This is a genomic window from Pseudomonas sp. 22526, from assembly GCF_052044735.1.
Classification (GTDB): domain Bacteria; phylum Pseudomonadota; class Gammaproteobacteria; order Pseudomonadales; family Pseudomonadaceae; genus Aquipseudomonas; species Aquipseudomonas piscium.
Genome location: NZ_JBQENK010000009.1, coordinates 55,557 through 79,283 on the forward strand (window position 1 = coordinate 55,557; position 23,727 = coordinate 79,283).

Annotated in this window: 22 protein-coding genes; 7 read left to right on the forward strand and 15 right to left on the reverse strand. The window is 65.1% G+C overall.

Going from position 1 to position 23,727, the window contains the following annotated elements; translation table 11 throughout:
- Positions 1-3 precede the first annotated feature (3 nt).
- On the reverse strand, positions 4-516 hold the full coding sequence (locus tag ACTJKT_RS15280; RefSeq protein WP_440787666.1) for a dihydrofolate reductase: 513 nt from the start codon (positions 514-516) through the stop codon (positions 4-6).
- A 96-nt stretch (positions 517-612) separates the two neighbouring features.
- Here ACTJKT_RS15280 and ACTJKT_RS15285 point away from each other — a divergent pair, with 96 nt between their 5' ends.
- Together ACTJKT_RS15285 and ACTJKT_RS15290 are read left to right on the forward strand one after the other, a co-directional pair.
- On the forward strand, positions 613-1,992 hold the full coding sequence (locus ACTJKT_RS15285) for a DUF2868 domain-containing protein (RefSeq protein ID WP_440787667.1): 1,380 nt from the start codon (positions 613-615) through the stop codon (positions 1,990-1,992).
- Positions 1,985-3,373, forward strand: a complete 1,389-nt coding sequence (locus ACTJKT_RS15290) for a GTPase/DUF3482 domain-containing protein (protein WP_440787668.1) — start codon at positions 1,985-1,987, stop codon at positions 3,371-3,373. Before ACTJKT_RS15285 ends, ACTJKT_RS15290 begins: the two co-directional genes overlap by 8 nt.
- Before the next feature lie 75 nt (positions 3,374-3,448).
- Here ACTJKT_RS15290 and ACTJKT_RS15295 read toward each other — a convergent pair whose 3' ends face one another.
- The 7 genes from ACTJKT_RS15295 to ACTJKT_RS15325 form a co-directional block, all read right to left on the reverse strand.
- Positions 3,449-4,003 (reverse strand): phosphonate degradation HD-domain oxygenase, encoded by a 555-nt coding sequence (locus ACTJKT_RS15295; RefSeq protein WP_440787669.1) that lies wholly within the window; start codon positions 4,001-4,003, stop codon positions 3,449-3,451.
- Entirely contained in the window at positions 4,003-5,136 is a 1,134-nt protein-coding gene (locus ACTJKT_RS15300; protein ID WP_440787670.1) for a TIGR03364 family FAD-dependent oxidoreductase, read from the reverse strand. Before ACTJKT_RS15300 ends, ACTJKT_RS15295 begins: the two co-directional genes overlap by 1 nt.
- Positions 5,137-5,262: 126 nt before the next feature.
- Positions 5,263-6,288 (reverse strand): putative 2-aminoethylphosphonate ABC transporter substrate-binding protein, encoded by a 1,026-nt coding sequence (locus ACTJKT_RS15305; protein WP_097306587.1) that lies wholly within the window; start codon positions 6,286-6,288, stop codon positions 5,263-5,265.
- A 38-nt stretch (positions 6,289-6,326) separates the two neighbouring features.
- Complete coding sequence (locus tag ACTJKT_RS15310) at positions 6,327-8,051, reverse strand: putative 2-aminoethylphosphonate ABC transporter permease subunit (RefSeq protein ID WP_440787671.1); 1,725 nt, start codon at positions 8,049-8,051, stop codon at positions 6,327-6,329.
- Position 8,052: 1 nt separating this feature from the next.
- Positions 8,053-9,129 carry a putative 2-aminoethylphosphonate ABC transporter ATP-binding protein gene (locus ACTJKT_RS15315; protein ID WP_440787672.1) on the reverse strand — a complete coding sequence of 359 codons (1,077 nt, stop codon included), beginning with the start codon at positions 9,127-9,129 and terminating at the stop codon, positions 8,053-8,055.
- 250 nt (positions 9,130-9,379) lie between these two features.
- On the reverse strand, positions 9,380-10,243 hold the full coding sequence (locus ACTJKT_RS15320; RefSeq protein ID WP_025807134.1) for a LysR family transcriptional regulator: 864 nt from the start codon (positions 10,241-10,243) through the stop codon (positions 9,380-9,382).
- 31 nt (positions 10,244-10,274) lie between these two features.
- Entirely contained in the window at positions 10,275-12,419 is a 2,145-nt protein-coding gene (locus ACTJKT_RS15325) for a heavy metal translocating P-type ATPase (protein WP_440787673.1), read from the reverse strand.
- Between the two features lie 27 nt (positions 12,420-12,446).
- On the opposite strand from ACTJKT_RS15325, the gene ACTJKT_RS15330 reads away from it, so the two are divergent.
- Both ACTJKT_RS15330 and cadR read left to right on the forward strand, forming a co-directional pair.
- Complete coding sequence (locus ACTJKT_RS15330; RefSeq protein ID WP_440787674.1) at positions 12,447-12,692, forward strand: hypothetical protein; 246 nt, start codon at positions 12,447-12,449, stop codon at positions 12,690-12,692.
- Positions 12,693-12,741: 49 nt separating this feature from the next.
- Positions 12,742-13,191: a Cd(II)/Pb(II)-responsive transcriptional regulator gene (gene cadR / locus ACTJKT_RS15335; protein WP_097306584.1), complete on the forward strand. Its 450-nt coding sequence runs from the start codon at positions 12,742-12,744 to the stop codon at positions 13,189-13,191.
- 105 nt (positions 13,192-13,296) lie between these two features.
- On the opposite strand, the gene ACTJKT_RS15340 is transcribed toward cadR, so the two are convergent.
- From ACTJKT_RS15340 to ACTJKT_RS15350, 3 genes are all read right to left on the reverse strand, one after another.
- On the reverse strand, positions 13,297-14,268 hold the full coding sequence (locus ACTJKT_RS15340; protein ID WP_440787675.1) for a thymidylate synthase: 972 nt from the start codon (positions 14,266-14,268) through the stop codon (positions 13,297-13,299).
- Between the two features lie 47 nt (positions 14,269-14,315).
- Positions 14,316-15,137, reverse strand: coding sequence for a prolipoprotein diacylglyceryl transferase (lgt, locus tag ACTJKT_RS15345; RefSeq protein ID WP_440787676.1), 822 nt, complete (start codon positions 15,135-15,137; stop codon positions 14,316-14,318).
- A gap of 79 nt (positions 15,138-15,216) precedes the next feature.
- Positions 15,217-15,999, reverse strand: a complete 783-nt coding sequence (locus ACTJKT_RS15350) for a sulfite exporter TauE/SafE family protein (RefSeq protein WP_440787677.1) — start codon at positions 15,997-15,999, stop codon at positions 15,217-15,219.
- Positions 16,000-16,122: 123 nt separating this feature from the next.
- Between ACTJKT_RS15350 and ACTJKT_RS15355 the strand changes: the two genes are divergently transcribed.
- Positions 16,123-16,869 carry an NRDE family protein gene (locus ACTJKT_RS15355; protein WP_440787678.1) on the forward strand — a complete coding sequence of 249 codons (747 nt, stop codon included), beginning with the start codon at positions 16,123-16,125 and terminating at the stop codon, positions 16,867-16,869.
- Between the two features lie 60 nt (positions 16,870-16,929).
- Here the strand turns inward: ACTJKT_RS15355 and ptsP are convergent, their stop codons facing one another.
- A complete protein-coding gene (ptsP, locus tag ACTJKT_RS15360; protein ID WP_097306579.1) occupies positions 16,930-19,209 on the reverse strand; it encodes a phosphoenolpyruvate--protein phosphotransferase in 2,280 nt (759 codons plus the stop codon).
- Positions 19,210-19,231: 22 nt separating this feature from the next.
- Positions 19,232-19,711 carry an RNA pyrophosphohydrolase gene (locus tag ACTJKT_RS15365; RefSeq protein ID WP_007927344.1) on the reverse strand — a complete coding sequence of 160 codons (480 nt, stop codon included), beginning with the start codon at positions 19,709-19,711 and terminating at the stop codon, positions 19,232-19,234.
- A gap of 143 nt (positions 19,712-19,854) precedes the next feature.
- On the opposite strand from ACTJKT_RS15365, the gene ACTJKT_RS15370 reads away from it, so the two are divergent.
- Positions 19,855-20,511, forward strand: a complete 657-nt coding sequence (locus tag ACTJKT_RS15370) for an HAD family hydrolase (protein ID WP_025807127.1) — start codon at positions 19,855-19,857, stop codon at positions 20,509-20,511.
- Positions 20,512-20,623: 112 nt separating this feature from the next.
- On the opposite strand, the gene ACTJKT_RS15375 is transcribed toward ACTJKT_RS15370, so the two are convergent.
- Together ACTJKT_RS15375 and ilvA are read right to left on the reverse strand one after the other, a co-directional pair.
- Positions 20,624-21,037, reverse strand: coding sequence for a DUF2269 family protein (locus tag ACTJKT_RS15375; protein WP_440787679.1), 414 nt, complete (start codon positions 21,035-21,037; stop codon positions 20,624-20,626).
- Between the two features lie 39 nt (positions 21,038-21,076).
- A complete protein-coding gene (ilvA, locus tag ACTJKT_RS15380) occupies positions 21,077-22,591 on the reverse strand; it encodes a threonine ammonia-lyase, biosynthetic (protein WP_025807125.1) in 1,515 nt (504 codons plus the stop codon).
- A 283-nt stretch (positions 22,592-22,874) separates the two neighbouring features.
- On the opposite strand from ilvA, the gene rpiA reads away from it, so the two are divergent.
- Complete coding sequence (rpiA, locus tag ACTJKT_RS15385) at positions 22,875-23,546, forward strand: ribose-5-phosphate isomerase RpiA (protein WP_009051359.1); 672 nt, start codon at positions 22,875-22,877, stop codon at positions 23,544-23,546.
- Positions 23,547-23,727 lie beyond the last annotated feature (181 nt).

Sequence of the window (23,727 nt, forward strand, 5' to 3'; positions counted from 1 at the left end):
CTTTTAACGCTTCTCCCACACCTCGAAGCTGTAGGCCGGCTTGTCCCCTTCCGCTGGATTCGGCACGTTCGACACCAGTTGCCACTGGTTCAGGTCGAACTCCGGAAACCACGCATCGCCCTCCGGGCTCAGCGCCACGCGCGTCAGGTACAGGCGATCGGCCTGCTCCAGGCCCTGGGCATACAGCTGCGCCCCGCCGATCAGCATCAGCTCGGCGACGCCCTGCTCCAGCGCCCACTCCTCGGCACGCGCCACCGCGGCTTGCAGCGACGGGAACACCTCGGCGCCTTCGAGCCGCAGGTCGGCCTGGCGGCTGACCACTATATTCAACCGCCCGGGCAGCGGACGCCCCAGCGAATCCCAGGTCTTGCGACCCATGATGATCGGCTTGCCCAGGGTGGTGGCCTTGAAGTATTTGAAATCCCCCGGCAAGTGCCAGGGCATGCTGTTGTCGACGCCGATCACGCGGTTTTCACCGAGGGCCGCGATCAGGCTGAGAGGGAGAGATTTTTTCATGCCGGCGAGGATACCAGAGGCTCGATGCCCCGCAACGTACCCCGACAGGCGTGACAGCGGTTATGCTCACCCCTCATTTGAGCAACGGAATGACGCGTGACAGCACTGACCCCACTGGAAAGACTCTGGCTCACCGAAGCCGTACGCCTGCGTGAAGAACACGCCGGCGCCCTGGAGGACCAGGAAGCCAATCGCCTGGCGCGCACCGCTGGCGGCGATCTGGCAAGCCGCCTCCAGTACCGCGCGCTGTGGCTGGCCGAACGCGACGGCCTGGCCGCCGCCCTGCGCCACTGGGTCCAGGGCGCGCGCCTGGCGCTGATGCTGCTGGCGCTGCTGGCCATCGTCAGCGGCGCCGGCCTGGCCTTCGCCGCCCTGGGTAACGGGCAGGCGCCGGTCAATGTGTTCTGGGCCCTGGGCAGCCTGCTCGGCCTCAACCTGCTTCTGCTGCTGGGCTGGGCCTTGGGCCTGCTGTTCGCCGGCGAACAGGGCGCCAGCCTCGGCCGCCTGTGGCTGTGGCTCAGCGCCAAACTTGCCCGCGATGCCAAGGCCGCGCAGCTGGCGCCGGCCCTGCTGCTGTTGCTGCAACGGCGCAAACTCAATCGCTGGGCCATCGGCACCCTAGTCAACGGCCTGTGGCTGCTGGCCCTGCTCAGCGCCGTGGCGATCCTGCTGATGCTGCTGATCACCCGGCGCTACGGGTTCTATTGGGAAAGCACCCTGCTGGGCGCGGATGCGTTCGTGGCAATGACCAACGCCCTCGCGGCCATACCCCGTGCCATAGGTTTCGGCGTACCGACTGTAGAGATGATCCACGCCAGCACCCGGGATGTTTACAACACCGAGCTGGTGCGCCAGTCCTGGGCCGTCTGGCTGGTGGCCTCGCTGATCATTTACGGGGTGCTGCCGCGCCTGCTGCTGATGCTGTTCTGTCGCTGGTGCTGGAAGCACGGGCAGGCGCGCCTGCAACTGGACCTCAACCTCCCCGGCTACAGCCAGCTGCGCGAAGCGCTGATGCCCAGCAGCGAGCGCCTGGGGATCAACGATGCCGCCCCCGACTTGCTGCACCGTATCGAAGGCGGCGTCAGCGCGCAGGACAGCGATGGCGCCCTGCTGGTGGCCATCGAACTGGACGACCAGCGCCCCTGGCCACCGCAGTTGCCAGCCACGGTGAAAGACGCCGGCATCCTCGACAGCCGCGAATCCCGGCACAAGCTGTTGGAACAGATGAGCCGCTTTCCGCCGGCGCGCCTGGCCATCGCCTGCGATCCGCGGCGCTCGCCGGACCGTGGCAGCCTGGCGCTGATCGCCGAGCTGGCCCGCAGCGCCAGCGCCACCCGGGTCTGGCTGTTGCAGGCGCCGCCGGGCCAGGCGCTGGATGCCGAACGCCTGGGTGACTGGCACGTAGCCTTGCAACAACTGGAGCTGCCGTTCGCCGATTGCGTGCCGCTGAACTGGCTGGAGACCGGGCATGACTGATCCTCGCAAACCGCCGTTGAAGCTGGCGGTGGTCGGCCACACCAACGTCGGCAAGACCTCCCTGCTGCGCACCCTGACTCGGGATGTGGGGTTCGGCGAGGTCTCCCATCGCCCCAGCACCACTCGCCATGTCGAGGGCGCGCGGCTGTCGGTGGACGGCGAACCGCTGCTCGACCTGTACGACACCCCCGGCCTGGAAGACGCCATCGCCCTGCTCGATTACCTGGAACGCCTGGAGCACCCCGGCGAGCGCCTGGACGGCCCGGCCCGCCTGGTGCGGTTTCTCGAAGGCAGCGAGGCGCGCCAGCGTTTCGAGCAGGAAGCCAAGGTGCTGCGCCAGCTGCTGGACTCCGACGCCGGGCTGTATGTGATCGATGCCCGCGAACCGGTACTGGCCAAGTACCGCGACGAACTGGAAGTCCTCGCCAGCTGCGGCAAGCCGCTGCTGCCAGTGCTGAACTTCGTCAGCAGCGCCAACCACCGCGAGCCGGACTGGCGCGAAGCCCTGGCCCGCCTGGGCCTGCACGCGCTGGTGCGGTTCGACAGCGTGGCGCCGCCGGAGGACGGCGAGCGGCGGCTGTATGAAAGCCTGGCGTTGCTTCTGGAAAGCTCGCGGCCGCAGCTGGAACGCCTGATCGCCGACCAGCAGGCGCAGCGCCTGGCCCGCCAGCAAAGCGCCGCGCGGCTGATCGCCGAACTGCTGATCGATTGCGCCGCCTGCCGGCGCAGTGTGGTCAGCGAGGTCGAGCAGGAACAGCAGGCCATCGGCGAACTGCGCAAGGCCGTGCGCCAGCGCGAACAACGCTGCGTCGAGGCACTGCTCAAGCTCTACGCCTTCCGCCCGCAGGATGCCGCCGCCAGCGATGTGCCGCTGCTCGACGGACGCTGGGGCGATGACCTGTTCAACCCGGAAACCCTCAAGCAACTGGGGGTCCGGGTCGGCGGCGGGATCGCCGCCGGCGCGGCGGCCGGGGCTGGCGTCGATCTGCTGGTGGGCGGCCTGACCCTGGGCGCGGCGGCCCTGGCCGGGGCGATCGCCGGTGGCGCGCTGCAAACCGCCCGCAACTACGGCGGCCGCCTGCTGGGCAAGCTCAAGGGCCAGCGCGAGCTGACCCTGGACGACAGCGTGCTGCGCCTGTTGGCCCTGCGCCAACGGCAACTGGTGCAGGCGCTGAATGTGCGCGGTCATGCGGCGCTGGGCAGCATCCAGCTGGCCACGCCCCAGGACCAGAGCTGGCGCGAGGGCAAGTTGCCGGAGGCGCTGAACAAGGCCCGCGCCCATCCGCAGTGGTCGTCCCTCAACCCGGCGCCGCGGCTGAGCCAGGCGGAGCGCCAGGAGCAGATCGAGGTGTTGGCGCAGAAGCTGGTGGTCGGGGATTAGGTCGGCGCTGTTCTCGCGGACGCCATCGCGGGNGCGAGGCTTGCCCGCGATAACTATCGTCCAGACAGCACAGGGTCAGGCAGCCAACAACCGCACCGCCTTGTCCTTGAGCACCTGCAAATCCATCACCGGCACCCACAGCTCCTTGGCCTGTTCGTCCCAATGGCGCAGACGCAGGCTGACCGCGCACAGCGGGTCCTGCTCGAAGGCGTGGGCCTCTTCGGCGTTCATCACTCCGCCCTGGTATTCCAAGGTGCGCCGGCTGGCTTCGCTGAGCCGCTGGTAGTAGCCCGGTTCCTTGAAGGTCAGGTAACGCTTGGCCTGCACGTGGTATTCCACCAGCCGCGCCAGGCGCTCGCTGAAGCCGGCGCGACGCAGGTAGTCCGCGCCCAGCCGCTCATGGCTGACCACGCCGAAACCGCCCATGTTCTCGGCATCCTGCACGCAGATATGCCCGATATCGTGGAAGAACGCCGCCAGCACCACTTCGTCGTCGAAACCCTCGGCCATGGCCAGTTGCGCGGCCTGGGACATGTGTTCGATCTGCGACACCGGCTCGCCGATGTAGTCGCTGTCGCCAAAACGCTCGTACAGGCCGAACACCTCGGCGATCCGCTGCTCAGGCCCCATCAGGCTTCCTCCAGCAAACGGGCGATATTGCCCTCGGCCATGGCCGGACCGACGCTCATGCCCACGCCGGTGTGCATCAGGGCCACGCTGACCCCGGCGGCCGGCCGCAGGAACGAGAACGGCCCCGGGCCGCGGGCGCCATAGACCCCCTGCCAGCGCTCGAGCACCTGCACCTTGCAGCCCAGGGTGTGCTCGGCCAGTTCGAGCATCCAGTTGTCCACCTGTTCAGCATTGAACGGCGAGGGATCGCTGCCGTAATGGTGGGAATCACCGATGATCAGCTCGCCATAGGGCGTCGGACTGATCAACAGGTGGATGCCGTTTTCGTGCAGGTGCGGCGCATCCCGCAGGATCTGCGCCTGCACCGCCGCCGCTTCAGGCAGGTCGGCAAAGGCGCCGTAATGCACGCAGCTCAGGCCGGTAAGCAGTGCGTGTTGCAGGTCCAGCTGCACCTCGGGCCGGGCGCGGAGCATTTGCAGGCGACAGACCTGCGGCGCCAGCGCGGCAATCGGCTCGGCCAGCAGGGTCTGATAGTCATGCCCGGAACAGACCAGGATCTGCGCCGCGCGAAAGCTGCCGGCGGTGCTGTGCAACTGGCCGGGCTCGATGTCGCGCACCAGGGTGGAGAAATGAAACTCCACCCCCAGGTCGCGGCGCAGGTAGTCGATCAGCATCGGCAGGGCTTCCCGGGAATACAGCTGCTGGTCGTCCAGGCCATGCAGCGCCGCGCGATGATGGCGGAAGCGGCCGCCGTACAGATTGTTCAAGGCCGCGCCGCGCAGCAGCTCGACGCGGTAACAGTATTCCCGCGCGCGTCCGGCGCAGAAGGCCTGCAGCAATTGCTCTTCGGCCTCGGTGCGGGCGAACAGGTAAGAGCCGTTGCGCTTGAGCGGCAGGCCGGCCAACTCGGCCCAGTCGCCCCAGATGCCGCGGCTGGCCCTGGCCAGGTCGAGCATCACGCCAGGCGGCTGGCCGGTCACCAGGGCCTGGCCGAAATTGCGCACCGACGCGCCCAGGGGCGTGGCGCTGCGCTCGAAAACCTTGACCCGCAAACCGCGCTTGGCCGCGGCATAGGCATGGGACAGCCCGAGGATGCCGGCGCCGACGATCAGCAGGTCGTTGTGGTTGCTCATGTGTGTGGTCCTTGGGAGATGACCTCGGCGAGGTCGAATCGCGGGCAAGTCGGATCGCCGCCCGCTCGCTCCTACGGATCACCTTCATCGGTAGAAGCGAGGCCGTCCGCGATAACGGTCTGGCGGTTACTTGGCGGCGACCTTCTCGGACTTGCCGTCATAACGCTTGCGCCACTCGGCGAGGATCTCGTCGCGGTTCTTCGAGGCCCAGGCGAAGTCGTTCTTGATCAGGCGCTGCTCGTAGTCGGCCGGCAGTTCGGTCTGCGGCTTGGCGATCCCCGGCTGGGCCAGAACGGCGAAGTTTTCCTTGTACAGCTCCATAGCCGCGGGGCTGGCGGAGAAGTCGGCAAGCTTCTTCGCGGCTTCTTCATGAGGGGTGCCCTTGATCACCGCGGTGGCTTCGATTTCCCAGCCCAGGCCTTCCTTCGGCAGCACGATGTCCAGCGGCGCGCCCTGGCGCTTGAGCTGCACGGCCGGGTATTCGAAGGAGATGCCGATCGGGAATTCGCCAGCCGCCGCCAGCTTGCACGGCTTGGAACCGGAGTGAACGTACTGGCCGATGTTCTGGTGCAGGTCGTCCATGTACTGCCAGCCCTGCTTCTCGCCGAAGGTCTGCAACCAGGCGCTGACGTCGAGGAAGCCGGTGCCGGACGAGGCCGGGTTAGGCATGACGATCTTGCCCTTGTACTCAGGCTTGGTCAGGTCCTGCCAGCTCACCGGCTTGGTCAGGCCCTGCTTTTCGGCTTCGACGGTGTTGAAGCAGATGGTCGCGGCCCAGACGTCCATGCCGACCCAGGCCGGTGGGTTGGCGGCGTCGCGGTAATTGACCCCGATCTTGCCCAGGTCCTTCGGCGCATAGCTTTGCAGCATGCCCTGCTGATCGAGGATCGCCAGGCTGGAGGCGGCCAGCCCCCACACCGCGTCCGCCTGCGGCCGGGCTTTTTCCGCCAGCAGCTTGGCGGTGATGATCCCGGTGGAATCGCGCACCCATTTGATTTCCACGTCCGGGTTGGCGGCTTCGAAGGCCTGCTTGTAGCTCTTCAGTTGCTCGGCTTCGAGGGCGGTATAGACCGTCAGTTCGGTCTTCGCGGCAAAGGCGTTCATGCTGAAAGCAGTGAGGACAGCAGCGGCAACAGCCAGGGGCTTGAACATGGTGCGGTTCCTTTCTGTGGTAGTGGGGTTGGACAGATTCAGTGGCCGGGCGCGGTCTGCCGCCAGGCCTGGGAGCGGCGCAGCAAGCCGCGCGAAGCCCAGGCCAGGAGCAGGGACACGCCCACCGAGGTAAAGAGGATCAGGGTCGACATGGCGGCCGCACCGCCGACGTTGCCGGCGTCGTCCATGTTCAGCACCGCCACCGCCGCGAGGATGGTGTCGGGGCTGTAGAGGAAGATCGCCGCCGAGACGGTGGTCATGGCCGAGACGAACAGGTAGCGCAGGATATCCAGCAGCGCCGGCAGGCAGATCGGCACGGTGACCCGCAGGTAATGGCGATACAGCGGCGCCTTGAGCGACAGCGCGGCGGCCTCGAACTCGGCGTCGAGCTGGCGCAATGCAGTGGTGGCGGTCATCTGCGCGGTGGTCAGGTAGTGGGCGATGGTGCACACCACCAGCAGGGTCATGCTGCCGTAGAACACATGCAACGGATTGCCGCTGAGGTTGAAGAAGAAGACATAGCCCAGGCCCAGCACCAGGCCCGGCACCGCCATCGGCACGAAACTGAGCATGCGCAGCGCCAGGTTGAGGCCGCGCTGGGTGTGAGTCTTCTCCATCAGGTAGGCGCCGGTGAAGATCAGCAGGCTGCCGATCAGCGCCGTGCACAGGGCCATGGTCAAGCTGTTGCGATAGGCCAGCCAGCCGCCACCGGCGGTGTCGTTGAACTGGTAGTGGTTGAGCGACAGCGAAAGGTTATAGGGCCAGAACTTCACCAGCGACGAGAACACCGCCATGCCGAACACCAGCAGCAGCGCCGCGCAGATCAGCAGGACGATTGCCAGGTAGCAGCCGTCCCTCACGCGAGAGGGCGCCGGTTTGAAGACTTGGGCCCGGCCGCTCATGGAGTCGCCATGACGGCGGCGCAGCCAGGCATCGACGCCGAAGCTGAACAGCGCCGGCAGCAACAGCACCATGCCGATCAGGGCACCACGGCCGAACTGCTGCTGGCCGACCACGGCCTTGTAGGCTTCCAGCGCCAGCACCTGATAGTCGCCACCGACCACCACAGGCACGCCGAAATCGGTGATGGTCAGGGTGAACACCAGGCAGAACGCGGCGAACACCGCCTGCCGGGTGGCCGGCCAGGTGATGCTGCGAAACGCCTTGGCCGGGCTGGCGCCCATGCTCGACGCGGCGTCGAACAGCCGCGCATCGGCCAGGGACAGGGCCGACAGCAGGATCATCAGGGCGTGGGGAAAGGTGTAGATCACTTCGCCGAGGACGATGCCCCAGAAGCCGTAGATATTGTCCGAGAGCAGCCCGCGCAGCATGCCCTGGTTGCCGAACAGATAGACCAGGGCGATCCCCGGCAGCATCGACGGCGCCATCAGCGGCAGCAGCGACAGGCCGCGCCAGATTGCCTTGCCGGGAATCAGCGTGCGTTGCAGGGCATAGGCGAACAGGTAGGCCAGCGGCACCACTATGGCGGCGACGCTGAGGGAGACTTTCAGGCTGTTGCCCAACAGCCAGTGGAAGTTGGCGCTGGTCACCAGCTCGCGGGCGGCGACCAGGCCACCGCCCTGCCCGGCTTCGCCGCTGAAGCCGCGCCAGAAGATCGCCAGCAACGGCAGCAGCACCGCCAGGCCCAGCAGCAGAAGCAGCACCAGCTTGCCGCCAAGCACGAAGATACGGTCGCCGATTTCCGCACGGGCAACCTGGCGCGCCCGTTTCGCGGGTAGCGGCAGGGTCAGGTCAACGGCCATCTCAGGCAAACACCTGCAGACTGCGCGGTGGCAAGGCGACCCAGATGTCCTGGGCACCGAGGCGCGGCATGGCCTCCGGGGTCAGCTCGGCCAGCAGCGGATGGCCGGGCAACTCGTTGAGCTCGAAACTCATGCGGCAGCGGTTGCCGAGGAAGGTGATCTCCCGGACCTTGGCCGGGAACAGGTTTTCCTCGTGCACCGGCGGGTTGACGTTGATCGCCTCCGGGCGACAGAACAACCGGCCCGAAGCCGCCTTGCCGGAGTCGGCCGCCAGCCGCAGGTTCATCCCGCCGACCTGGGCGTGGCTGTCGCTGCTGCGGCGGAACGGCAGCCAGTTGCCCTGGCCGACGAATTCGGCGACGAACGGAGTGGCCGGGCGATCGTAGATTTCCTGCGGCGTGGCGTACTGCTCGACCTTGCCGTTGTTCATCACCGCGATGCGGTCGGCCATCAACATGGCCTCGTCCTGGTTGTGGGTCACCATCAGGGTGGTGATGCCCAGGCGCCGCTGCAGCTGGCGCAGTTCGGTGCACAAATGCTCGCGCACCCGGGCATCCAGCGCCGACATCGGTTCATCCAGCAGCAGCAACGAAGGCGCCGGAGCCAAGGCGCGCGCCAGGGCCACCCGCTGTTGCTGGCCGCCCGACAGCTGGCCGGGATATTTCTTTTCGCTGCCGGTCAGGCCCACCAGTTCCAGCATCTGCGCCACGCGCTTGCGCACTTCGTCGCGGCCGCTGCCGGCCAGGCCATAGGCGATGTTGGCTTCGACGCTGAGGTTGGGGAACAGCGCATAGGACTGGAACAGGATGCCGTAGTCCCGGGCCTGGGGCGCCAGGTGCGAGACGTCGCGGCTGCCCAGGTACAACTCACCCTGATCCTGGCGCTCGAGGCCAGCGATGCAGCGCAGCAAGGTGGTCTTGCCGCAGCCCGACGGGCCGAGCAGGCACACCAGCTCGCCGGCCGCCACGTCCAGGGAGACGTTATCCAGCGCGGTGAAAGCGCCAAAGCGTTTCTGCATGCCGCGCACTTTCATCGGCGCGCCGGGGTTGCTCAGGGCAGTTGCGATCGGGTTGTTCATGGACGGACCTCATCAAGCTGATGCAGGCCATCCTAGGGAGTGAATGCGTAGTTACTGTGGCAGTGAGGCAAAAGCTGCCGATAGTGGTATTGGCGGATTTGGGTTGAGTACGGTGCTAGTCGTTCCGACGCCTTCGCGGGCAAGCCTCGCTCCTACGGGGGCNGGGCCAGGTCGTTTGCGATGATCGTGTGCGACGGGGCTTCTGTAGGAGCGAGGCTTGCCCGCGGTCACCTGCGCAGCAGGTGGCTATTCAGGCCGGCGCCATTTCCTGCGCCAACCCAAGGAAGGCCGCCGGCAGGCGCGCGCCCTTGCGCTCCTTGAGGCAGTACAGGTACTCGGCGATCTGCGGCGCGTTCTCTATGGTCAGCACCCGCAACTGCGGATCGTGGGGCACTTCCTGGCGGGCAATGATGCTGATGCCGATATTGCGCAGCACCGCCTCGCGGATCGACTCGCGGCTGCCGATTTCCAGCAGCGGCCCGAAGCTGACCCGAGCGCTGTCGAGCAATTCTTCGGTCAGGCGCCGGGTGGTGGAGCCCGGCTCGCGCATCAGCAGGGTATGCCCGGCCAGGGCGTTCAGGGGCACGTGATCGAGGGCTGCCAACGGATGATTACGATGTACCGCCAGCACCAGCGGATCGCTGCCAAGCACCCGGCGGATCAAGCGCGAGTCCTCCAGCAATTGCGAGGACGCGGCGATGTCGACCCGGTACTCCTCCAGCGATTCCAGGACCTGCTGCGAGTTGCCGATTTCCACCGACACCTCCACCTGGGGCAGGCGCTCCCGGAAGGTCTTCACCAGATCGAGGATGTAATAAGGCGCCGTGGCGGCGATCCGCAGGGTGCCTTGCAGCTGGCCGCTGTTGCGCAGGAAAAACTCGATATCGGCTTCCTGCTGCAACAGCGCCTTGACCATCGGCAGCAGCCGGGCGCCCTCTTCGCTGACGCTGAGACGACGACCGCCCCGGTAAAACAGCTCCACCGAATACTGGCTTTCCAGATGGCGGATCTGGGTGGTCACCGTGGGCTGGCTCAGGCCGAGCTTTTTCGCCGCCAGGGTGATGCTGCCCAGGCGGGCCACCATGTAAAACGCCTTCAGCTCGGCACTCAGCACTGCATTCTCACGTTACCCATCAGCTCATCCTCTATTTGCGCAACAGGCGCAAACCGTTGAAGACCACCAACAGACTGACGCCCATGTCGGCGAACACAGCCATCCACATGGTGGCCAACCCGAAGAAGGTTACCCCAAGAAAGATCGCCTTGATGACCAGGGCCAGGGCGATATTTTGTACGAGGATGTTCGAGGTCTGGCGGGACAGCCGGACAAAGGCCGGGATCTTGCGCAGATCGTCGTCCATCAGGGCGACATCGGCGGTCTCGATGGCGGTGTCGGTACCCGCCGCGGCCATGGCGAAACCGATCTCCGCGCGGGCCAGGGCCGGGGCGTCGTTGATGCCGTCGCCGACCATGCCGACCCGGTGCCCCTGGGCATACAGATCTTCGATGGCTTGCAGTTTGTCGGTGGGCAACAGGTCGCCGCGGGCCTGGTCGATGCCCACTTGGGCGGCGATGGCCTCGGCGGTGTGCGGGTTGTCGCCGGTCAGCATCAGGGTCTTGATGCCCAGCTCGTGCAACTGCTGGATCGCCTCGCGACTGGACTCCTTGACCGTGTCCGCCACCGCGAACAGGGCCAGGGGACCGGCGCTGTCGAGCAACAGCACCACGGTCTTGCCCTGTTTCTCCAGGGCGAACAGCTTCTCTTCCAGCTCCGGCGAGCACAACCCCAGCTCCTCCACCAAGCGATGGTTGCCCAGGTGATAGAGCTGGCCGTTGATTTCCCCGCGCACACCGCGACCGGCCAAGGCCTCGAAGTTATCCACAAGGTGCAGGCTCAGCTGCTTATCCACAGCCGCATTAGCAATGGCCAGGGACACCGGGTGGTCAGAACGGGACGCCAGGCTGGCGGCGATGGCCGGGGCGCTGCTGTCCGCCAGCGGGTCGAGGGACAGGAAATCGGTCTGCACTGGCTTGCCGTGGGTGATGGTGCCGGTCTTGTCCAGCGCCAGGTAATCAAGCTTGTAACCGCCCTCCAGGTAGACCCCGCCCTTAATCAGGATGCCTTTGCGCGCCGCCGCGGCCAGGCCGCTGACGATGGTCACCGGGGTGGAAATCACCAGGGCGCAGGGGCACGCCACCACCAGCAGCACCAGGGCGCGGTAGATCCAGTCGAACCAGGCGGCGCCCATGAACAATGGTGGAATCACTGCCACGGCCAGGGCGAAGGCAAACACCGCGGGGGTGTAGATTTTCGAGAAGCTGTCGACGAAGCGCTGGGTCGGTGCGCGCGCGCCCTGGGCCTGCTCCACGGCATGGATGATCCGCGCCAGGGTCGAGTTATTGGCCGCCGCGGTCACCCTGTACTCCAGGGAACCAGCCTGGTTGATGGTGCCGGCGAAAACCTTGTCGCCCAGGGTCTTCTCCACCGGCAGGCTTTCGCCGGTGATCGGCGCCTGGTCGATGGTCGAACTGCCGGCCACCACCTCGCCATCCAGGCCGATGCGTTCCCCCGGACGCACCCGTACCAGCGCGCCGAGTTCGATGCTTTTCGCTTCCCGTTCGACCCAACTGCCATCCGCTTCCTGCACCGTGACCCGTTCCGGGGTCATCTGCATCAGACCGCTGATGGCATTGCGCGCGCGGTCCAGGGACTTGGCCTCGATCAGCTCGGCCACGGTGAACAGGAACATCACCATCGCCGCTTCCGGCCACTGGCCGATCAGCACGGCGCCGGTCACGGCGATGCTCATCAGCGCATTGATGTTGAGGTTGCGGTTCTTCAGGGCGATCCAGCCCTTCTTGTAGGTGCCAAGGCCGCCGCTGAGGATCGAGATCAGGGCGATCACCGCCACCACCCAGTTCGGCGCGGCGCTGGTGAAGTGGATCACTTCCGCGGCCAGCGCGCCGATACCGGACAGCGCCAGCGGCCACCAGTGCTTTTTCACCGGCGCCGCGGCCGGGGCATCCGACTCACCGCCCAGGCCGATGGGCTCGGCCTCCATGCCCAGGGACTTGATGGCGGCGATGATCGGGGCCGTGTCCTGCAGGTCGTGGGTCACGCCCAGCACCCGGTTGATCAGGTTGAACTCCAGCTGCTGCACACCCGCCAGCTTGCCCAGCTTGTTCTGGATCAGCGTCTGCTCGGTCGGGCAGTCCATGGCCTCGATGCGAAAGCTGCTCAGGCGCGCATTGGCGCTCGGCGCCGTACTGAGCTTGACTAGCGACGGCACGGCGGCCGACGCACAGCAGGAATCGCCATGGTTGTCAGCCTGGGGCTCGCTCAACTGGACCAACGACGGCGACGAGCAGCAGGAACCGCCGTGGCCAGCATGATCGTGTTTTTTCACCGGCTGCAGTTTTGCGCCATGGCCGTGATCGTGATCGTGATCGTGATCGTGATCGTGATCGTGGCCAGCATGCTTGGCGTCAGCGCCGGGCTTACCGTGGGTGTGCAGGGAATCGCTCATAAGGTCGCGTCCGAAAAGGTGCCTGTTGCCAAGTGAACACCCTGTAGCCACTATAGGGTCAAGCACCCTTTCGGAGATTGTCGCGATGAAAATTGGCGAGCTGGCGAAACTGACCGACTGTCAGGTCGAAACCATCCGTTACTACGAGCGCGAAGGCCTGCTGCCGGAACCGGCCCGCAGCGAAGGCAATTACCGCCTGTATACCCAGGCTCACACCGAACGCCTGACCTTCATCCGCAACTGCCGCAGCCTGGACATGACCCTCGAGGAAATCCGCAGCCTGCTGAACCTGCGCGACAGCCCACAGGACCAGTGCCAGAGCGTGAACGCGCTGATCGACGAGCATATCCACCACGTCAAGGCGCGGATCGATGGGCTCTTGGCCTTGCAGACACAGCTGCTCGACCTGCGCCAACGCTGCAGCGAAGAGCCGGATCTGGATCAATGCGGGATTTTGCAGCGCCTGGAAGTCAGCGGCTCGGTAGCCCCCAGCGAAGCCGAGGGCTCTCATGTGGGCCGTAGCCACGGCCACTAGACAAACCTTGTAGGAGCGAGCTTGCTCGCGATAGCGGTAAGGTGAGCACCGCAAATCTCAGCCTGGCGGCTGATCGCGAGCAAGCTCGCTCCTACAGAGGGTGGGTCAGACCGCCATTGGCGCGGTCATCGGTGCGTGGTGCTCGTAGCCTTCCAGCGAGAAGTCGCTCGGCTCGACCTTTTCCAGCCACTCCGGCTCGTACACGCCGGTCTTGGCGAACTCCGGCACACGCTCGGAAATCACCAGCTTCGGCATCGGGAACGGCTCGCGCTTGAGCTGTTCGTTGAGCATGTCCAGGTGGTTTTCGTAGACGTGGGCGTCACCGATGAAATAGGTGAACCAGCGCGGGGTGTAGCCGGTCAGGCGACCGATCAAGCTCAGCAGCGCCGCGCCTTCGGTGAGGTTGAACGGTGTGCCCAGGCCCAGGTCGTTGGAGCGGATGTAGAGGGTCAGGGAAACTTCCTTGGTCTCGACATTTGGGTGGAACTGGTACAGCAGGTGGCACGGCGGCAGGGCCATTTCATCCAGCTGGGCGCAGTTCCAGCCGTGGAACAGGATGCGGCGGCTGCCCGGGTCCTTGATGATGGTGTCGACGCACTGGCGCACCTGGTCGATGGCCTTGTACAGCACCACGTAGGCCTGGCCGTTTTCCTCGCCTTCGGCGATCTGCCGGTAGCCCTGGCCCAGGGTCTGCTCGATGGCGGCCGGGTTGCTCAGGGGGATCTGCTTGTACGCCGGCCACTTGCGCCATTGCACACCATAGATCTCACCCAGGTCGTCCTCGCCCTGGCGGAAGGGGTTGGCCAGCCATTGCGCGTTTTCGTTGGCGTTCTGGTCCCAGACCTTGCAGCCCAGGGCACGGAATTCGGCGGCGTTGTTCACCCCACGAAGGAAACCGCACATCTCGCCGATGGCCGACTTGAAGGCCATCTTGCGGGTGGTGATCGCCGGGAAACCTTCTTTCAGGTCGTAACGCAGCATCGCGCCGGGAAAGCTGATGGTGTTCACGCCCGTGCGGTTGGCCTGCTTGGTGCCGTTCTTGATGACGTGGGCGACCAGATCGAGATATTGCTTCATGTATTACCTGTGTCCTTGAAGGCAGGGCTCGCGCCCTGCGATCCGAATTAGAGCGCGGCGTCTTTCGCCGCCGGTGCCGCTGGAGCGCGGTGGTAAGCCAACCAGATCAGGAACAGGCCGCCAACGATCATCGGCAGGCACAGCACCTGGCCCATGGTCAGCCAGTTCCACGCCAGATAGCCCAGCTGCGCATCCGGGACCCGGACGAACTCGACGATAAAACGGAAAATACCGTAAAACAGGGCGAACATCCCGGAAACCGCCATGGTTGGGCGGGGTTTGCGCGAGAACAGCCAGAGGATGAGGAACAGCGCCACGCCTTCCAGGGCGAACTGATACAGCTGCGACGGATGGCGCGGCAGCTGGGCCGGGTCGCTGAACGACGGGAAGATCATCGCCCACGGCAGGTCGGTCGGCTTGCCCCACAGCTCGGCGTTGATGAAGTTGCCGATGCGCCCGGCGCCCAGGCCGATCGGCACCATCGGCGCGACGAAGTCCATCAGTTGGAAGAACGACTTGTTGTTCTTCTTGCCGAACCACAAGGCCGCCAGCATCACCCCGATGAAACCGCCGTGGAACGACATGCCGCCTTTCCAGACCTCGAAGATCAGCGTCGGGTTGGCCAGGTAGGCGCTCAGGTCGTAGAACAGCACATACCCCAGGCGCCCGCCGACAATGACCCCCATCGACATCCAGAACACCATGTCGGAGAGCTTCTCCTTGGTCCAGGTCGGGTCGAAGCGGTTCAACCGGCGCGACGCCAGCAGCCAAGCGCCACCGATGCCGATCAGGTACATCAGGCCGTACCAGTGAATTTTCAGCGGGCCGATGGCCAGGGCCACCGGGTCGATCTGCGGGTAAGGCAGCATTGCGACTCCTCGTTAGAGTGAAACTCGATTTCCGCCGCGACCATGCCACGCGCGGATTAAGCCAGGATTGCGAAACCTGTCAGAGCAGGAACGTCAGGCCGACCACAAACAACAGGCCAGCGAACAAGCGCTTCAACAGGCGCGCCGACAGCCGATGGGCCAACCGCGCGCCGAACCGGGCGAAGACCATGCTGGTCAGGGCTATGCCCAACAGCGCCGGCAAATACACAAAACCCAGACTATGAGCCGGCAACAACGGATCATGCCAGCCCAGAATCATGAAACTTATTGCACTGGCCACGGCAATCGGCAAACCGCAGGCCGAGGACGTGGCCACCGCCTGCTGCATCGGCACGCTGCGCCAGGTCAGGAACGGCACGGTCAGCGAGCCGCCGCCGATGCCGAAAATCGCCGAAGCCCAGCCGATCACACTGCCGGCCAGGGTCAGCCCGAGCTTGCCGGGAACGTCGCGGCTGGCCTTGGGCCGCAGGTCCAGGGTCATCTGCAGGGCGACCACCAGGGCAAAGACACCGATGATTTTCTGCAGGTTCGACCCGGAAATCGCTTCGGCCGTCAGCGCCCCGACCCCGGCACCGAGCAGGATACCCAGGGTCATCCAGGCAAAGATCGGCCAGCGCACCGCGCCCCTGCGCTGGTGTTCGCGAACCGCGTTGACCGAGGTGAAGATGATAGTCGCCAGCGACGTACCGACCGCCAGGTGGGTCAGGATCGACGGATCGAAACCTTGCAGGGTGAAGCTGAACACCAGCACGGGAACGATGATGATGCCGCCACCCACGCCAAACAGGCCGGCCAATACACCCGCGCAGGCCCCCAGCAGCAGATAGAGCAGAAATTCCATGGAGGCATCCAAAAAAGAGAGCGGCATGGTAACGGATGCATGGCCCTCGGCTCCACTGGATGGCGATGGATACCCAGTCGATCTGTGCGTAGAGTGGGCAAAAAACACAAAAGGGACGACCTGATGTGCTTGATCGTATTCGCCTGGCGGCCCGGCCACGCCCTGCCCCTGATAGTCGCGGCCAACCGTGACGAGTTCTATGCCCGCCCCAGCCTGCCGCTGGCGCAATGGCCCGAAGCCCCCGACATCTACGCCGGGCGCGACCTGGAAGCGGGCGGTACCTGGCTCGGCCTGGGCGCCGACGGACGCTTCGCCGCCCTGACCAATATCCGCAATCCCCACCAGCCCCCCGCGCGCCGTTCCCGAGGCGAACTGGTGGCGCGCTTTCTCAGCAGCAAGATGTCGATAGACGACTATTTCAGCGACGTTGTCGGCCGATCCCTGGAATATGCCGGCTTCAACCTGCTAGTGGGCACCCCTGAGCAGCTCTGGCACTACAACGCCCTGGCCCGTGAGCCGCAGCGACTGGGCAGTGGCCTGTACGGCCTGTCGAATGCCGGGCTCGACACACCCTGGCCCAAGCTGCTCAAGGCCAAGGCGGCGCTGCAGGAAGTGCTGGCCGACCCGCAACCCCAGGCTCTGCTCGCCCTGCTCAGCGATGCGCAGACCGCGCCCTTTGCCGACCTGCCCGATACCGGGGTCGGCCTGGCCACCGAGAGCCTGCTGTCGAGCGTGTTTATCGCCAGCCCCAGTTACGGCACGCGGGCCAGCACCGCGCTGATCGTCCGGGCCGATGGTTCGAGGCACATAGTCGAGCGCAGCTTCGGGCCCTATGGCGGGCATCTGGGGGAAGTGGAACTGAGGGTTTAGCGGCGGTTGGGCGGACGCTATCGNCGGCGGCTGTAGGAGCGAGCTTGCTCGCGATCGTTTTTAAAGGGTCTTGGCCGACGCCGGATTGATCATCCGCGCCAGGCCCAGGTTCTTCAGCGCCAGTTGCAGCGAGCTGTGGATAACTTGCGGGTTGTCGATGGTCATCAGCTCGGCCAGCAGTTCCCTGGCCTTGCTGAGATTGATCTGACGCAGCATCCACTTCACTTTCGGCAGGTTGGTGGCGTTCATCGACAGGCTGTCGAAGCCCATCGCCATCAGCAGCACCGCGGCTGCCGGATCGCCGGCCATCTCGCCGCAGATGCTCACCGGCTTGCCTTCGGCATGGGCGTCGCGCACCACGGTCTGCAAGGCTTGCAGCACCGCCGGATGCAGGTAGTCGTAGAGGTCCGCCACCCGCGGGTTGTTGCGGTCCACGGCCAGCAGGTACTGGGTCAGGTCGTTGGAACCGACCGACAGGAAGTCCACCTGGCGCGCCAGCTCCTTGGTCTGGTACACCGCGGCCGGGATCTCGATCATCACCCCGATCGGCGGCATCGGCACATCGGTGCCTTCGTCGCGCACTTCACCCCAGGCGCGGTGGATCAGGTGCAAGGCTTCTTCCAGCTCGTGGGTGCCGGAAATCATCGGCAGGAGAATGCGCAGGTTGTTCAGGCCTTCGCTGGCCTTGAGCATGGCGCGGGTCTGGACGAGGAAAATCTCGGGATGGTCGAGGGTGACGCGAATACCGCGCCAGCCGAGGAAGGGGTTGTCTTCCTTGATCGGGAAATACGACAGTGACTTGTCGCCGCCGATGTCCAGGCTGCGCATCGTCACCGGTTGCGGGTGGAAGGCGGAAAGTTGCTCGCGATAAATCGCCAGCTGCTCCTTTTCGCTCGGGAAGCGTTGGTTGATCATGAACGGCACTTCGGTGCGGTACAGGCCCACGCCTTCGGCGCCACGCTTCTGCGCCCGCGCCACATCCGCCAGCAGGCCGGTGTTGACCCACAGCGGCATGCGGTGGCCGTCCAGGGTCACGCACGGCTGGTCGCGCAGCGCATCCAGGCCCAGGGCCAGTTGCCGTTCTTCCTCGACCACATCGGCGAACTGCTTGCGCAGCACGTCGCTGGGGTTGGTGTAGACCTCGCCGTGGTAGCCGTCGACGATCATCTGGATGCCGTCGACTTTGGAATACGGCAGGTCGACCAGACCCATCACCGTCGGGATGCCCATGGCCCGGGCCAGGATCGCCACGTGGGAGTTGCCCGAACCCAATACCGAGACCAGGCCGACCAGCTTGCCTTCCGGCACCTCGCCGAGCATGGCCGGCGTCAGTTCTTCGCTGACCAGGATGGTGTTGTCGGGGTAGACCAGGGTTTGCTGGCGCTCTTCCTGCAGGTAGGCCAGCAGGCGGCGACCCAGGTCCTTGACGTCCGACGCCCGCTCGCGCAGGTAGGCATCGTCCATCAGTTCGAAACGGTTGACGTGATCGGTGACCACCTGGCGCAACGCGCCCTGGGCCCACTGGCCGGTCTTGATCACGGTGGTCACTTCGCTGCCCAGGGAGGCATCGTCGAGCATCATCAGGTAGACGTCGAACAGCGCCCGTTCTTCGGGGCGCAGCTGGGTGGCGAGTTTTTCCGAGAGGGTGCGCATGTCGGCGCGCACGCCTTCGATAGCTGTCTTGAACAGCGCCAGCTCGGCGTCGATGTCGGTGATGCTCTTGTCAGGCACCACGTCCAGGTCGGCCGGCGGCAACATGACCACCGCGGTACCGACCGCCGCGCCTGGCGAGCCGGGCACGCCGACGAACTTGGCTTCCTGGATGCCCTTGCCCTGCCGGCCCAGGCCACGGATCGAGCCGGTGGCTTCAGCGTGGGCGATAACCCCCGCCAGCTGGGCGCTCATGGTCACCAGGAAGGCTTCTTCGCCCTCGTCGAACTGACGACGCTCCTTTTGCTGGATGACCAGAACACCGACGACCCGGCGGTGGTGAATGATCGGCGCGCCGAGGAAGGAGGCATAACGCTCCTCGCCGGTTTCGGCGAAGTAGCGATAACGCGGGTGATCGGCGGCGTTTTCGAGGTTCAGCGGTTCTTCGCGCGTACCGACCAGGCCGACCAGACCTTCGTTGGGTGCCATGCTGACCTTGCCGATCGAGCGCTTGTTCAAGCCCTCGGTGGCCATCAGGACAAAACGGTTGGTCTCCGGATCCAGCAGATAGACCGAGCAGACCTGGCTGCCCATGGCCTCTTTGACGCGCAACACAATAATCCCCAACGCCGCCTTGAGATCCTTGGCGGAGTTAACTTCCTGGACGATCTTGCGCAGCGTATTGAGCATGGCTCGGGGTCGAACTCCGTCGTCAGTCGCGCGCTAGAAGGCGCGGGGCAAGCTCTTTGAGAGCGCGGCGATAAACCTCGCGCTTGAATGTCACCACCTGGCCCAGCGGATACCAATAACTGACCCAGCGCCAGCCATCGAATTCCGGTTTACCGGTCAAATCCATCCGCACCCGCTGCTCGTTGGAGATCAGGCGCAGGAGAAACCATTTCTGTTTCTGGCCGATGCACAGCGGTTGGCTGTGGGTACGGACCAGGCGTTGCGGCAAACGATAGCGCAACCAGCCCCGGGTGCAGGCGAGAATTTGCACATCTTCGCGTTCCAGGCCTACTTCTTCGTTCAACTCGCGGTACAGAGCGTCTTCCGGCGTCTCTTCGGGGTTGATTCCCCCTTGCGGAAACTGCCAGGCATCTTGATTGATACGGCGAGCCCATAGCACCTGGCCGGCATCATTCGTCAGAATGATCCCGACATTGGGGCGGAAACCATCGGGGTCGATCACGGCAACAACCTCGCAAACGCATGTCGCCGCATTGTTCCACAAAGGTTGTGAAAGCAGCAACGAGGCTTCCTACCTTATGTGCACTCTTGTGAAAAGACCGTATTCTGGTCGCCTTTTTTCAGACTTATCAGCGAGTAACCGTGATGCGCCTGGCTTTATTCGACTTGGACAACACCCTTCTGGGCGGCGACAGTGACCACGCCTGGGGCGATTACCTGTGCGAACGAGGCTTCCTCGACGCCGTCACCTACAAGGCCCGCAACGACGAGTTCTACCAGGACTACCTGGCCGGCAAGCTCGACCAGGCCGCGTACCTGAACTTCTGCCTGGAGGTTCTCGGCCGCACCGAGATGGACGTGCTCGATCAATGGCACCGCGACTACATGCGCGACTGCGTCGAGCCGCTGATGCTGCCCAAGGCCGCGCAATTGCTGGCCAAGCACAAGGCCGCCGGCGACAAGCTGGTGATCATCACCGCCACCAACCGCTTCGTCACCGCGCCGATCGCCGAACGCCTGGGCGTGGAAACCCTGATCGCCACCGAGTGCGAGATGCAGGACGGCCGCTACACCGGGCGCAGCACCGACGTCCCGTGCTTTCGCGAAGGCAAGGTCACCCGCCTGACGCGCTGGCTCGAGGAAACCGGCCACAACCTGGAAGGCAGCTACTTCTATAGCGATTCGATGAATGACTTGCCGCTGCTGGATCTGGTGGCGAACCCGATCGCCGTGGACCCGGACCCGAACCTGCGCGCCCTGGCCCAGCAGCGCGGCTGGCCGGTAATCAGCCTGCGCGACTGAGGACGCCATCGCGAGCAAGCTCGCTCCTACAGACCGGCGTCGAACGCAAATGCGCTGAACGACGCCCTTTCCCTGTAGGAGCGAGCTTGCTCGCGATCAGGCCGCCAGGCCGTCAGACCGGCTTGGCCCCCATCAATCCGGCGATCGCGACAAACCCCAGCAAACTGACGATCGCCAGCGCCAGGGTGAAATTCAGGCTGCCGCCCTTGCCCAACCGCAGACGATTGAGCCGCGCCACCAGCCAGAACCAGCACAGCGCCGCCACCGTATAGATGATGCTGGAGCCCAGAATCCAGGTTTGCCCCAGCGGCCAGCCGATCAGGTGCACCAGCCACCAACCGGTGAACGGCATGCTGACCAGGCTTATGCCCATCAGCAGCCACACGAACACCCACGGGCGCTGCACGGTAACGGCCGGGCCGGCGCTGCGTTTGCGCCAGGCCAGTAGCGCCAGGCCGAGACCGCTGAGCAACAGCAATGCGGTGGCGGCGATGTGGATAACCTTGAGGGTGGTCAGCGTTTCCATGGTTTCGATTCCTTAAAGGCGCCCAGTCAGCGTAGCCGTTCAGCCGAGGAACAGCTGATACGCCGGGTTATCACTCTCGTCCCAGTACGGGTACCCGATCTGCGCCAGCGCCGCCGGCACCAGATGGCGTTCGTTCGCCGGCACTTGCAGGCCAGCGACCACCCGGCCATCGGCCGCGCCATGGTTGCGGTAGTGGAACATCGAGATGTTCCAGCGCCCGCCGAGCTTGTTGAGGAAGTTGAACAGCGCGCCCGGACGTTCCGGGAACTCGAAGCGGAACACCACTTCGTCGCTGACCCGCGCGGCATGCCCACCGACCATATGACGGATATGCAGCTTGGCCAGTTCGTTGTCGGTCAGATCGGTCACCGGGAAGCCCTGTTCGGACAGGCTGGCGATCAGCGCGCTGCGCGGATCGTTTTCCGGGTGGGTCTGCACGCCAACGAAGATGTGCGCTTCGCTGCCGGTGTTGTAGCGGTAGTTGAACTCGGTGATCTGGCGCTTGCCGATGGCTTCGCAGAACGCCTTGAAGCTGCCCGGCTGCTCGGGAATGGTCACCGCGATGATGGCTTCGCGGCCCTCGCCCAGTTCGGCGCGCTCGGCGACATGGCGCAGGCGGTCGAAGTTGACGTTGGCGCCGGAGTCGATGGCCACCAGGGTCTGCCCGCTGACGCCGCGCTGCTCGACGTATTTCTTGATCCCGGCCACGCCCAGGGCGCCAGCCGGTTCGGTGATGGAGCGGGTGTCGTCGTAGATGTCCTTGATCGCCGCGCAGATCTCGTCGGTGCTGACGGTAATCACTTCATCCACGTAGTCCTTGCAGATGTCGAAGGTGTGCTGGCCGATCTGCGCCACCGCGACGCCGTCGGCGAAGATGCCCACGGTTGGCAGCACCACGCGCTCGCCGGCGGCCATGGCCGCTTGCAGGCAGTTGGAATCGTCCGGCTCGACGCCGATGATCTTGATTTCCGGCCGCAGGTATTTGACGTAGGCCGCAATGCCGGCGATCAGGCCGCCACCGCCGACCGGCACGAAGATCGCGTCCAGGCGCCCCGGATGCTGGCGCAAAATTTCCATCGCCACGGTGCCCTGCCCGGCGATGGTGTGCGGATCGTCATAAGGATGGATATAGACGTAGCCTTTTTCGTCCACCAGTTTCAGCGAGTAGGCCAGGGCTTCCGGAAAGGAATCGCCGTGCAGCACCACTTTGCCACCGCGGGAACGCACGCCTTCGACCTTGATCTCCGGGGTGGTCTTGGGCATCACGATGGTCGCCTTCACCCCCAGCACCTTGGCCGCCAGGGCCAGGCCCTGGGCATGGTTGCCGGCCGAGGCGGTGACCACGCCACGGGCGCGCTCCGCGTCGCTGAGCTGGGTCAGCTTGTTATAGGCGCCGCGAATCTTGAACGAGAACACCGGCTGCAAGTCTTCGCGCTTGAGCCAGATCTGATTGCCCAGCCGCTCGGAGAGCTGGCGGGCAGTCTGCAACGGGGTTTCTACGGCAACGTCGTAAACGCGCGAGGTGAGGATCTTTTTGACGTACTGTTCGAGCATCGGAAAGCATCACTGAGCGGGTTGGGCAGGGCCAGCGAGTCTAACCCAGCGTTTGCCCGGGCGACCACACGAATCCAGAGGTTTAACCCTCTGTAGCCGCTGCCGAAGGCTGCGATAGGTCCGCAGGAGCTGCAGCGCACTCTCGGGCGTCACGGCCTCGCGGCCGATCGCAGCCTGCGGCAGCGGCTACAAAAGCGGTTTGCCAAACGGGCAATGACCTGCTCAGGACAGCGGCCTATAATGCCGGCCTTTCCGTTCCCCCTTGCCCGCTTCCGGAGCCCGCATGACCCAGGATCAACTCAAACAGGCCGTGGCCCAGGCTGCCGTCGACCTCATCCTCCCGAAACTCGATGACAAGAGCATCGTCGGGGTCGGCACCGGCTCCACCGCCAACTGCTTCATCGACGCCCTGGCCCAGCACAAGGCTGCCTTCGACGGTGCGGTCGCCAGCTCCGAAGCCACCGCGGCGCGCCTCAAGGGCCACGGCATCCCGGTGTACGAACTGAACACCGTCAGCGACCTGGAGTTCTACATCGACGGCGCCGACGAAAGCGACGAGCACCTGAACCTGATCAAGGGCGGCGGCGCGGCCCTGACCCGCGAGAAGATCGTCGCGGCCGTGGCCAAGACCTTCATCTGCATCGCCGACGCCAGCAAGCTGGTGCCGGTGCTGGGCGCCTTCCCGCTGCCGGTGGAAGTAATCCCGATGGCCCGCAGCCATGTAGCCCGCGAGCTGGTGAAGCTCGGTGGCGACCCGGTCTACCGGGAAGGCGTGATCACCGACAACGGCAACATCATCCTCGATGTGCACAACATGCAGATCACCAACCCGGTGGAACTGGAAGCGCAGATCAATGCGATTGTCGGCGTGGTCACCAACGGCCTGTTCGCCGCCCGCCCGGCCGACGTACTGCTGCTGGGCACCAGCGAAGGCGTGAAGACCCTCACCGCCTGAAGCCACCGATTTCGCCCCTGCCGCAATGGCGGGGGCGAATGCCTTCGATCCGTATCCGGTCCGACACCCTTCCTTCCCCCTCCCGCACCAACTTCGTCCATACCGCTACTTTTCGCCGCATTTAGCCGCAGGAATATCCAGATTCGCCCACCAGGTCTCAGCACGGCCCACGACTTCCGGT